This is a genomic window from Brevundimonas sp. AAP58 (assembly GCF_001295975.1).
In the GTDB taxonomy this organism is placed as follows: domain Bacteria; phylum Pseudomonadota; class Alphaproteobacteria; order Caulobacterales; family Caulobacteraceae; genus Brevundimonas.
In genome coordinates this window covers 1-10985 of sequence record NZ_LJHU01000101.1, presented here as the reverse complement: position 1 = coordinate 10985, position 10985 = coordinate 1, and the positions used below count along the sequence as shown (strand labels likewise).

Annotated in this window: 9 protein-coding genes; 5 read left to right on the top strand and 4 right to left on the bottom strand. The window is 69.3% G+C overall.

Going from position 1 to position 10985, the window contains the following annotated elements; genetic code table 11:
* Positions 1–62: 62 nt before the first annotated feature.
* Positions 63–1334 carry a diaminopimelate decarboxylase gene (gene lysA / locus IP78_RS12770; RefSeq protein WP_054112061.1) on the top strand — a complete coding sequence of 424 codons (1272 nt, stop codon included), beginning with the start codon at positions 63–65 and terminating at the stop codon, positions 1332–1334.
* Between the two features lie 139 nt (positions 1335–1473).
* Positions 1474–2469 (top strand): hypothetical protein, encoded by a 996-nt coding sequence (locus IP78_RS12765; RefSeq protein ID WP_197272457.1) that lies wholly within the window; start codon positions 1474–1476, stop codon positions 2467–2469.
* 24 nt (positions 2470–2493) lie between these two features.
* Here the strand turns inward: IP78_RS12765 and IP78_RS12760 are convergent, their stop codons facing one another.
* Positions 2494–3384: an alpha/beta fold hydrolase gene (locus IP78_RS12760; protein ID WP_054112059.1), complete on the bottom strand. Its 891-nt coding sequence runs from the start codon at positions 3382–3384 to the stop codon at positions 2494–2496.
* Between the two features lie 111 nt (positions 3385–3495).
* Here IP78_RS12760 and IP78_RS12755 point away from each other — a divergent pair, with 111 nt between their 5' ends.
* Both IP78_RS12755 and IP78_RS12750 read left to right on the top strand, forming a co-directional pair.
* Positions 3496–3969 carry a surface-adhesin E family protein gene (locus IP78_RS12755; RefSeq protein WP_054112058.1) on the top strand — a complete coding sequence of 158 codons (474 nt, stop codon included), beginning with the start codon at positions 3496–3498 and terminating at the stop codon, positions 3967–3969.
* Positions 3970–4063: 94 nt separating this feature from the next.
* Positions 4064–5635: a leucyl aminopeptidase gene (locus IP78_RS12750; protein ID WP_054112057.1), complete on the top strand. Its 1572-nt coding sequence runs from the start codon at positions 4064–4066 to the stop codon at positions 5633–5635.
* A gap of 48 nt (positions 5636–5683) precedes the next feature.
* Here IP78_RS12750 and gyrB read toward each other — a convergent pair whose 3' ends face one another.
* On the bottom strand, positions 5684–8155 hold the full coding sequence (gene gyrB / locus IP78_RS12745; protein WP_054112056.1) for a DNA topoisomerase (ATP-hydrolyzing) subunit B: 2472 nt from the start codon (positions 8153–8155) through the stop codon (positions 5684–5686).
* 232 nt (positions 8156–8387) lie between these two features.
* Here gyrB and IP78_RS12740 point away from each other — a divergent pair, with 232 nt between their 5' ends.
* Positions 8388–9608: a cation:proton antiporter gene (locus IP78_RS12740; RefSeq protein WP_054112055.1), complete on the top strand. Its 1221-nt coding sequence runs from the start codon at positions 8388–8390 to the stop codon at positions 9606–9608.
* Here IP78_RS12740 and recF read toward each other — a convergent pair.
* Positions 9605–10738: a DNA replication/repair protein RecF gene (gene recF / locus IP78_RS12735; RefSeq protein WP_156320403.1), complete on the bottom strand. Its 1134-nt coding sequence runs from the start codon at positions 10736–10738 to the stop codon at positions 9605–9607. The genes IP78_RS12740 and recF overlap by 4 nt on opposite strands.
* Positions 10739–10758: 20 nt before the next feature.
* Positions 10759–10985, bottom strand: a 227-nt coding sequence (locus IP78_RS12730) for a YdeI family protein (RefSeq protein ID WP_197272456.1), incomplete at its 5' end; no start/stop codon positions are given.

Here is a 10985-nt window from a genome sequence, read left to right as displayed (position 1 = left end):
CCTTCGGCTGGTCCCCCTCCCCCGCTTTGCGGGGAAGGATTGTCGCAAAAGGACGACCGCTCTTGGACCACTTCGACTATCGCAACGGCGCGCTCCATGCCGAGGACGTGCCCCTGGCCGACCTCGCCGAGGCCGTCGGCACGCCGGTCTATGTCTATTCGACCGCAACCCTGACGCGGCACTATCACGTGCTGAGACAGGCGCTTGACGCCCACGCTCCGCTGAACGGCGCGCTGATCGCGTTCGCGGTCAAGGCCAACTCCAACCTGTCGGTGCTGGCGACCCTGGCGAAACAGGGCTGTGGCGCCGACACGGTGTCGGAGGGCGAAATCCGGCGCGCGCTGAAGGCCGGCGTGCCCGCCGACCGCATTATCTTCTCCGGCGTCGGCAAGACCGACCGCGAACTGGCCTTCGCCATCGAGGCCGGCGTGCGCCAGATCAACGTCGAGAGCCCGGCCGAGCTGGACCGGCTGATCGCCGTCGCGGCGGCGAAGTCCGCATCCCCCGAGATCGCCATCCGCGTGAACCCCAAGATCGGCGCGGGCGGCCACGCCAAGATCACTACGGGCGGAGAGGGCGACAAGTTCGGCGTCCCCGCCGACGAGGCCATGACGCTGTATGCCCGCGCCTCGGCCAGTCCGCATGTCACGCCGGTGGGTCTGGCCTGTCACATCGGCAGCCAGATCACCGACCTGGCCCCGCTGGAGGCGGCGTTTGGCCTGCTGGCCGAGATGACGCGGACGCTGCGGGGGCAGGGGCTGTCGGTCACGCGGCTGGATCTCGGCGGCGGGCTGGGCGTGCCCTATTCGGGCGGGGCGCAGACGGCCAGCCCGGCCGACTACGCCGCCATGGCGGCGCGGGTGCTGGAGGGTCTGGACGTCGAGGTGGCGTTCGAGCCCGGGCGCCTGCTGGCCGCCAACGCCGGCGTGCTGGTCAGCCGGGTGATCCAGATCACCGAGCGCGCGGATGGGCGGCGCTTCCTGGTGTTGGACGCCGCCATGAACGACCTGGTCCGCCCGGCCATGTACGACGCCTTCCACGAGGTGAAGCCGGTCGTCGCGCGCGCCGGGGACCCCGTCGCCTACGACATCGTCGGCCCGGTCTGCGAGACCGGCGACACCTTCGCTCGAGGCCGCGCCCTGCCGCCGCTGGAGGCCGGGGACCTGGTCGTCTTCACCGGCGCGGGCGCCTATGGCGCGGTGATGTCCAGCGAATACAACACCCGGCCGCTGGCGCCGGAGGTGCTGGTGGATGGCGCGGACTGGGCCGTGGTGCGCGCCCGGCCGAGCTATGATGAGATGCTGGCGGGCGAGGCGATGGCGGGGTGGTTGTAGCGATCTGGGGCGATAGTCGGAGGGCACCGCAGCATGAACGCCGTATTAATGCCGCCGCAAGCAGGCTAGAATCATGACTATGCCGGGGCACGTCACAACCACCATTCGCTACGATGGACCAGCTCTCGCTGACCATCTGATGGACGTGCAAGACCTCGCGCCTGCGCTCCTGGCTTTGGCGGATATCGTTCAGCTCGCTAACCGCAAATTCAACGGCGATGCGGCTGACATAAGAGTGCTCGTCAACGCCGATGTGGAGCAGCAGTGCTTTCAGATTGAGCTGAGCCTTGTCCAGAGCGTCTTTGAACAAGCCAAGGGCTTCTTTGCTGATGAGCGTGTCGCCACTGCAAAGGAGATCGCGGAGTGGATAGGCATTGTCGCAGGTGCCACCGGAACAGCCGGCCTCGGACTGTTCAAGCTTATCACTTGGCTGGCGAAGCGGCCGAAATCAGACGGGACGACCTTCACCGTTACAACCGAAAATGGTGTGACTACGTTGATCGACGGTGACGGAAACCACGTTTCGGTCAATCACCATGTTTACCTTCTAGCTTCTGATCCCGCAGTTATCGAGAAGGCCAAACGGGTCGTCCAGCCTCTCCAGAAGCCGGGATACGACACCTTGCAGTTCGTGGACGGCGACAGTGTGGTGGAGACTATTGATAAGGCCGAGGCGGGCTTGGCAGCCGATCTGGCACCCACTGTCCTCGATCAGTCTCACGAGGATATCTCGAGTATCCGCGGACACCTGCGGATCAAGTCGGCGCAGTATGAGGGCAACGCAAAATGGTCGGTGCTATGGGGTGGCCGAGCTATTGACGTGTCCATGCCTCCGGATTTCGTGAAGGCATTTCAGCACAATGAGTTGGATGCTCCTCCAAACACACTGCTCGACGTCCAAATGGAGCAGCGAGTAGCGCTGGACGACACTGGAAAGGCCGTGGGTGCCCCCGCGTACAAGGTTGTTCAGGTGCACGAGATTACTCTGCCGCCCAGGCCGACGACGCAAGTCGATTGGATAACTCAGTCCGAAGCCAGCGGCCAATCCAGTCAAGACTCTCCGGCGGTTACGCGTAGGCGCGTTTCTCGCGCGAGGAAGATTGGTCTCGCCAAGCCAAAATCCGGCGAGAGCTGACTGGCGGCTCCGCCAGCTCAGCGCCTACCCCAAAAACCGCCCCACCGCCGCGAGGAACCTTTGCGGTTGGTCGATCATGACCATGTGCTCGGCGCCCTCAATCCGCTCGAAGCGGGCGGGCTCGCGCAGGCTGCGGTAGGCGGTCTGGAAGGCGGCGTCGAGGCGGGCGCGGGGGTTGGCGGCGTCCGGGCTCCAGCCATAGACGACGGTCACCGGGGCGGTGATGTCGGGCAGGCGGTGGCGCAGGTCGGTGGTCATGACCTCGTACAGCCCCTGGGCCAGCACCTGGCGGTCGCCGCCCTGCCAGCCGAGCGAGCCGAACACGCTGTCGGCCGCCCCGCCCAGCTCGCGCCCGATCAGGGTCGGCTGGTTCCTGAGCGCCGCGTCACCCAGCAGCAGCAGGGCCTGATAGGCGATCTGGGCGATGGGCTCGACGTCGCCCGAGGTGGCGCCGGGCGAAATCAGGGCCGGGAAGAAGGGCGTGGCGTCCACCACCATGACCCGGCCGATGGGGTTGCGGCGATCCCGGCCCGCGTCGGCGGCGGCCCGGAGCGCGACCAGCCCGCCCATCGAATGGCCGATCACGGCGGGCCGATCCAGCCCGCGCTCGGCGATGTAGCGGCGCAGCTCGGCCGCCACCGGCGCGACCAGGGACCCGTCCCGATTGCGGCCTGGCGGCACGTCGCCGAATCCCCGGATCGAGACGATGTGGACGCGGTAGTCGTCGTCCAGTCGCGCCGCCGTCCGCGCCCAGACGTCGCCGGTCGAGGCGAGACCCGGGATCAGGATGATGTCCGCCCCGCGCCCGCGCGCCTCGACCACGATCCGCTCCGAGGCGAACGGCCGATCCTGCGCCGACGCCAGGCCGGGCAGGGCGAACAGCAGAACGGACAAGAGGGCGATCAGGCGGGTCATGGCGTCTGGGTGAACGAGGATCGCGGCCTTTGGTTGGCGCGGTCCACCCTTGATTTGTCACCATTACAGCGATGTAACATTGGCCAACGAGTCATACCGGGGAGGACCATCATGACGTTTGCGACCGCGGCCCTGGCCATCCTGATCGGCGGTCTGGCCCCTGCCGGGGCAGCGCCCAGTCAGGACGTGGAGATGTTGTCCAGCGGGGCACCGGCCGAGTGGCGCAGGTTTTCCGAGAGCGATAGCTCGACCTATCTGGTCGATATGGCCAGCATCGTGCGGAATGGCGACGACGCCTCGATCCGGGTCGCCCGCGTGTCGAAACGCCTCGCGCCGGGCGAGTATCGCCATACGGTCGATCAATTCGGTGCCCGCTGTCGCGCCGGAGAGACGCGGGTCGAGACCTCGTCCGATGTCGCTGACGACGGCGTGACCGCCGACACCTTCGCCGCCGACGAGCCCTGGACCCCTGCGCCGGTCAACAGTCTCGATGACGCGGTCAGGGAGATGGCCTGCGGCGAGACGGAACCCAGCCGGCAGTCGTTCGACAGCATCCGTGCCTGGATCGACGCCGGTCGGCCCTGATCCAGACCGAGGTCCCTGGCGTCGCCACGCCGCCTTGCCCGACCGCGTTGCCCGACTATGGTGCGTATCACCGTAACAGTTTCGGGAAACGCCCATGACCTCTCTCCGGACGCTCGCGCTCGCCTGCGCGCCCCTGGCGCTCGCCCTCGTCATCGCCCCGGTCGCGGAAGCCCAAGGCCGGCCAACGCCGGTCCGCCCCGTGACCTTCGCCGCCTCGGCCCAGCCGGGCGGGACGCTGGTCCTGCCGCTGCGCTCGGCGGCCGATCTGGACAGCCGGGGCGGTTCGCTGGACGCGGCCTCGCGCGCCATGATCGCCCGGGCGTTGCAGCAGGGCGGCTTTGGCTATGGCCCGCGCGACGTCCAGACCCTGCGCGGGTTCGAGACATTTGACCGGGTGGTGATCGTGGGGCTGGGCGACGACGCCCTGTCGGCCCAGACCGCCGGGCGCGCGGTGGGTCGGGCCCTGGCCACTGTCGAGGGTCAGGTGACGCTGGTGGCCACGGGTCTGGATGACGCCGCCGTGGCCGAGATGGCGGCCGGTTTCGGCATGGGGTCCTATCGCTCGGACCTCTACAACACGACCCGCGCGGCCACGGTCACGACACCCTTGACGGTCGTCAGCGACGCGGGTGGGGTCGAGGCGGCCTATCGGCGCGGCGCGGCCCTGGTCGAGGGGCTGGCGCTGTCGCGCGACCTGGCCAATGAGCCGGCCAACGTCATCTATCCGGAGACCTTCGTCCAACGGACGCGTGCGGCCTTTGACGGCATTCGCGGGGTCGAGATCACCGTGCTGGACGAGCGCGAGATGGAGCGTCTGGGCATGGGCGCGATCCTGGGCGTCGGGCGCGGCTCGGAGCGTCCGCCGCGCATGATGGCCGTGCGCTATCGCGGCGCGGGCGCGCCTGACGGCGGGCCGATCGTGCTGGCGGGCAAGGGCATCACCTTCGACACCGGCGGCATCTCCATCAAGCCGTCGGCGGGCATGGGGGCCATGAAGATGGACATGTCGGGCGCGGCGTCCGTGGTCGGAGCGGTCCTGGCGCTGGCCCGCTCCGGCGCGCCGGTCGACGTGGTCGCCATCGCCGCCCTGGCCGAGAACATGCCGGACGGCGAGGCCATCCGCCCGGCCGACGTCCTGACCGCCTACAACGGACGCACCATCGAGATCATCTCGACCGACGCCGAGGGCCGCCTGGTTCTGGCCGACGCCGTGGCGTGGGCCGACGACACCCTGAACCCGGCGGCCATCGTCGACGTGGCGACGCTGACCGGGGCGGTCGGAACGGCGCTGGGCGACGACTACGCGGGCCTGTTCAGTCGTCATGAGGCGCTGGCCGACCAGCTGGACGCCGCGGGCCGGGCGACGGGCGAGCGTCTGTGGCGCCTGCCGCTCAGCCCGACCTATGCGCGGGACACGTCCTCGACCATCGCCGACATCAAGAACACCGGCGACGGCGGTGCGGGGGCCGGGACGGGGGCCCACTTCATCGGCTTCTTCATCCGGCCCGAGACGCCCTGGGCGCACCTCGACATCGCCGGGGTCAACAACGGCGGGGCCGATGCGCTCAACCCCGGCGGGGCGACGGGCTTTGGGGTGCGCCTGCTGGAGGCCTTCGTGCGCGACTGGCGGCCGGTCCCGCGCGAGCCGGGCACCGCGGGCGACTGACCTTGGAGCGATCCGGCCGGATGCGATGCGCGTCCGGCCGGTGAGTCGTCAGACGTCCACCGCTGCGTCCAGGGCGTTTTCCTGGATGAACTCGCGGCGGGGTTCGACCACGTCGCCCATCAGCTTGGCGAACAGGTCGTCGGCGTCGTCGGCGTGGTCGACCTTGACCTGCAGCAGGGTGCGGGCATTGGCGTCCAGCGTCGTCTCCCACAGCTGGTCGGGGTTCATCTCGCCCAGACCCTTGTAGCGCTGGATCGACAGGCCCTTCTTGCCGGCGTCGAGCACGGCGGTCAGCAGGTCGAGCGGCCCGCGCACATCCACGGTCTTGTCGCGGCGGCGATAGGTGGCCGGGCTCTCGAACAGGCCTTCGAAGGCCGCTGCGCGCTCGGCCAGACGCCGGGCGTCGAGGCTGCGGATCAGCTGCTCCTCCAGGACGATCGTCTCCTTCACCGCGCGGCGCAGGCGGGTGAAGACCACCGCGCCCTGCTCGCCGGGCTCGCCCGTCCAGGCCCCGTCGCCTTCCTCGGCATAGAGATTCAGGCGGTCGGCGGCGGCGGACGCACGCGTGGCCAGATCCGCGTCAGGGGCGAACAGACCGGCGAGCGCCGCCTGCTCGATGGCGAAGGCCGGGGCGCGCTGGCTCAGGCGATCCACGCCCGCCTTGAAGGCCTTGGCCTCGCGCACCAGGGCCATCAGGTCCTGGCCGATGCGACGCTCGCCCGAGCGGAAGTCCAGCTCGGCCTCGGTGGACCCCTCCTCGATCAGATAGGCGTCCATTTCGGACTGGTCCTTGAGGTAGCGGGACTGCTTGCCCTTGGCGACCTTGTAGAGCGGCGGCTGGGCGATGAAGACGTGGCCGCGCTCGATCAGCTCGGGCATCTGCCGGTAGAAGAAGGTCAGCAGCAGGGTCCGGATGTGGGCGCCGTCGACGTCGGCGTCGGCCATCAGGATGATCTTGTGATAGCGCAGCTTGTCGGCGTTGAAGTCGTCGCGGCCGATGCCGGTGCCGAGCGCCAGGATAAGGGTCCCGATCAGGTCGGACGACAGCATCCGGTCGAACCGGGCCCGCTCCACGTTCAGGATCTTGCCGCGCAGGGGCAGCACCGCCTGGTTCTCGCGGTTTCTCGCCTGCTTGGCCGAGCCGCCGGCCGAGTCACCCTCGACGATGAACAGTTCGGACTTGGCGGGATCGCGTTCCTGACAGTCGGCCAGCTTGCCGGGCAGGGAGGAGATGTCCATCGCGGACTTCCTCCGCGTCAGGTCCCGCGCCTTGCGGGCCGCTTCGCGCGCCGAGGCCGCCTCGATGATCTTGGCCGTGATCAGCTTGGCCTCGACCGGGTGCTCCTCGAACCAGGTCGACAGGCCTTCGGAGCACAGGGCCTCGACCGCCGGGCGGACCTCGGAGGAGACCAGCTTGTCCTTGGTCTGGGAGGAGAACTTCGGGTCCGGCACCTTGACCGACAGGACGCAGGTCAGGCCCTCGCGCGCGTCCTCGCCGGTGGGGGCGACCTTTTCCTTCTTCAGGGCGCCGGAGCTTTCCATATAGGCGCCCATGACGCGCGTCAGGCTGGCGCGGAAGGCCGACAGGTGGGTGCCTCCATCCCGCTGGGGGATGTTGTTGGTGAAGCACAGCATGGTCTCGTGGTAGCTGTCGTTCCACCACAGGGCGAGGTCGAGCTCGACGCCCTCCTTCTTGCCGCGAATGACGATGACGTCCTTCAGGATCGGGGTCTTGGACTTGTCGAGGTGGCGCACGAAGGCCTCGACGCCGCCTTCGTAGTGCAGGATCTCCTCGAACGGCTCGGCACCCCGGTTGTCCGCCAGCTTGATGACCACGCCCGAGTTCAGGAAAGCCAGCTCGCGCAGCCGGTGCTCCAGCGTCTTCAGGTCGAAGTCGATGTGGCTGAAGGTCGTGACCGACGGGTAGAAGGTGACCTGGGTGCCCGACAGGGGCTGACCGGCCTTGGTGCCGTCGGTGCGGATCGGCGCGTCGCCGGTGACCTTCAGGCTCTCGACCGTGTCGCCGCGCTCAAACCGCATCTCGTGGCGCTTGCCGTTGCGGAAGATGACCAGCTTCAGCCAGTCCGACAGGGCGTTCACGACCGATACGCCCACGCCGTGCAGGCCGCCGGAGACCTTGTAGGAGTTCTGGTCGAACTTACCGCCCGCGTGCAGCTGGGTCATGATGACCTCGGCGGCCGAGACGCCCTCGCCCTCGTGGATGTCGACCGGGATGCCGCGCCCGTTGTCGGTGACGGTCACCGAGCCGTCGGCGTTCAGGATCACCTCGACCAGGTCGGCGTGGCCGGCCAGGGCCTCGTCGATGGCGTTGTCGACCACCTCATAGACCATGTGGTGCAGGCCCGAGCCGTCGTCGGTGTCGCCGATGTACATGCCGGGGCGTTTGCGAACCGCGTCCAGACCCTTCAGCACCTTGATGGAATCGGCGCCGTAGGCGGCCTCTTCGGCGGTATCGGCGGTGCGCTCGGTCTCTGGGCTGTTCAGGGGTTCGTCGGTCATTCGGTGATCCGGAGGGGCGATAATCCCGGGGCGATCGCGCGCGTCGGGTCCGCCTATGGCTGGGCGTGATCCGGTCGAACTGATTCAGACGGTCCGGACCCTGCGCTTATATAGGATTCCCCGAGGAAAAAGCGAGGATTCGCGGCGCTTTCCCGGGTTGTCCGGGCCGGTTTTCGCCCCATATCTTGTGGGTCCCAAGGAGGGTCGCCCCACAATCTGAACCGGAGCCTGGATGCAGAGCTACAGCCTGATCTCGACCCTCGTGGCCGCCTTCGTACTGGCGTTCGCGTTCGGCATGATCGCCAATCGGCTGAAGCTTTCGCCACTGGTCGGCTATCTGCTCGCGGGCGTGGCGGTGGGTCCTTACACCATCGGTTTCGTCGCCGATGCGGAACTGGCGCCCCAGCTGGCCGAGATCGGGGTGATCCTGCTGATGTTCGGGGTCGGGCTGCACTTCTCGCCCGCCGACCTGATGAAGGTGCGCAAGGTCGCCGTGCCGGGCGCCCTGGTCCAGATCGCGGCCGCGACCCTGATGGGCTGGGTTCTGGGCCGGTTCGGGCTCGGCATGGGGGACATCGAGGCCCTGCTGATGGGCTTCGCCCTGTCGGTCGCCTCCACCGTCGTCCTCATGAAGTCGCTGGAGGAGCGCAACCAGGGCAAGGGCGAGGTCGGCAAGATCGCGGTCGGATGGCTCATCGTCGAGGACCTGGTGATCGTGATCGCGCTCGTGATGCTGCCCATGTTGCTGCTCAGCGATGGCGCGGCGGTGGACCTGTCGACCCTGGGGCTGAACGTCGGCTGGACGCTGCTGAAGGTCGCCGCCTTCGTCGCTGCGATGCTGTTCATCGGCGGCCGGGTGCTGCCCTGGGTGCTCGTGCGGATCGCCCACACCCGGTCGCGCGAGCTGTTCACGTTAGGCGTGCTCGCCATCGCGCTCGGGATCGCCTGGGTGGCCTATGCCCTGTTCCATTCCTTCGCGCTCGGGGCCTTCCTAGCCGGCCTGGTTCTGAACGGCACGCCGCTGGGGCACAACGCCGCGGAGCGGTCGTTGCCGTTGCGCGACGCCTTCGCGGTGCTGTTCTTCGTCTCGGTCGGGATGCTGTTCGATCCGTCGATCGTAGTGCGCGAGCCGCTGGCGGTCTTGGGCGTGGTCGCCATCGTCCTGGTCGGCAAGACGCTGGCGGCTCTGGCCATCACCACGGCCTTCAAGCTGGATCGCGCGACCAGCCTGACCGTGGCCGCCAGCCTCGCCCAGATCGGAGAGTTCTCCTTCATCCTGGCGGCGTTGGGTCTGTCGCTCGGCGCGCTCAGCCAGGGCACGCATGACCTGATCCTGGCCGCGGCCCTGCTTTCGATCTCGCTCAACCCCTTCGTCTTCCGCTTCATGGACCGGATCGGCGGCGGCAAGGGCGAGGCGCGCGCGCCGGGCGAGGCCAATCCGGCGACGGCCTAGTTGGGGATCAACTCGCCGCCCTCGACCCGCACGAAGGTCGCCCGGCCTCCAAGCGGGGCGAACAGTACGGCTTCTGTGCCGGTCATGAAGGCCTGGAGGTTCAGGGCCACGATCTCCTCGAACAGGGCCGCGCGGCGCTCGGCGTCGAGGTGGGCGGGGGCCTCGTCCAGCAGCAGGACCGGGGCCGCGCCGCCGGTCGCCAGCCGCCCGACCTGGGCGAGGATCAGGTTCAGCGCCAGGGCCTTCTGCTCGCCGGAGGAGCCCTCGGCGGCCGGGCGGTTCTTGGCGCGGTGAAGGGCGGTCAGGTCCGCGCGATGCGGCCCGAACAGGGAGCGGCCGGCCGCCGCGTCTCGGCCGCGCGACCGGGCCATGCCGTCGCGGATGGCGGCGGCCAGCGTCGCCTCCTCTGCGCCGTCGCGGGCGAGCCCTTCGGTCTCTCCGACCAGGGCCAGGTCGGCCTGGGGGAAGGGGCGGTCGGAGCGGGCGTCGATGCCGGCCTGCAGCGTCTCCAGCGCCCGGGCGCGCGACAGGGCCGCCCGCGCCCCGGCCTCACCCAGCCGGACCTCCAGCGCGTCCAGCCACAGGGGATCGGCCTCCCGACCCTCCGCCCCGTCGATCAGCAACCGCAGACGTTCGCGGAGCGCCTTCTCATAGGCCGCGACCACGGCGGCATGGCCGGGCTCGGCGGCGAAGACCAGGCGGTCGAAGAACTTCAGCCGCTCGGCCCGGGCGTCGGAGAACAGCCGGTCATGCTCGGGCGTGGCCCAGACGGGGCGGAGGTGATCCAGCAGGCGGCCAGGCTGGGCCGTCTCGCCCTCGATGCGGACCAGCCGCCGGGACGCCCCGGCGGTCTGCACGCCGGTGCCCAGACGGACCGTGTCGCCCTCGCCGTCGTCCAGCGTCAGGGCGACGGCCCACGCGCGGCCTGACGCTTCGCCGGGTTCGCGCCGCCCCATCTCCTGCGCGGTCGCCCCGCGCAGCCCCTTGCCGGGGGTGAACAGGCTCAGCGCCTCCAGCACATTCGTCTTGCCCGCCCCGTTGGGCCCATGCAGCACCACCGGCCCCGCCCCGACGTCGAGCCGGGCGGAGGCGTAGGAGCGGAAGTCGGTCAGGGTCAGCGAACGGATCAAGGCGATCCGGTGATAGGCGGTCAGCCCCGCCCGCGCCACTGGTTGGCACGTTCGCCGCGCTGGGCCTTTTCCGCCGTCTCGGCGATGCGGGCGGCGCGCGTTTCGGGGCGTTTGGCGTTGCCGATCCATTCCAGGATGCCGCGCCGGGTCGAGGGCGGGAAGGCGGCGAAGGCCCCGGCCGATCCGGGACGCTGGTCGAAGGCGGCGGCGAGATCGGCGGGCACCTCCAGCCGGTCGACGGCGTCGA

Excerpts from the sequence above, each read along its gene's own strand:
- IP78_RS12765 (WP_197272457.1), top strand. The coding sequence starts at position 1,474 with ATGGACGTGCAAGACCTCGCGCCTGCGCTCCTGGCTTTGGCGGATATC.
- IP78_RS12760 (WP_054112059.1), bottom strand. The coding sequence starts at position 3,384 with ATGACCCGCCTGATCGCCCTCTTGTCCGTTCTGCTGTTCGCCCTGCCC.
- IP78_RS12755 (WP_054112058.1), top strand. The coding sequence starts at position 3,496 with ATGACGTTTGCGACCGCGGCCCTGGCCATCCTGATCGGCGGTCTGGCC.
- IP78_RS12750 (WP_054112057.1), top strand. The coding sequence starts at position 4,064 with ATGACCTCTCTCCGGACGCTCGCGCTCGCCTGCGCGCCCCTGGCGCTC.
- gyrB (WP_054112056.1), bottom strand. The coding sequence starts at position 8,155 with ATGACCGACGAACCCCTGAACAGCCCAGAGACCGAGCGCACCGCCGAT.
- IP78_RS12740 (WP_054112055.1), top strand. The coding sequence starts at position 8,388 with ATGCAGAGCTACAGCCTGATCTCGACCCTCGTGGCCGCCTTCGTACTG.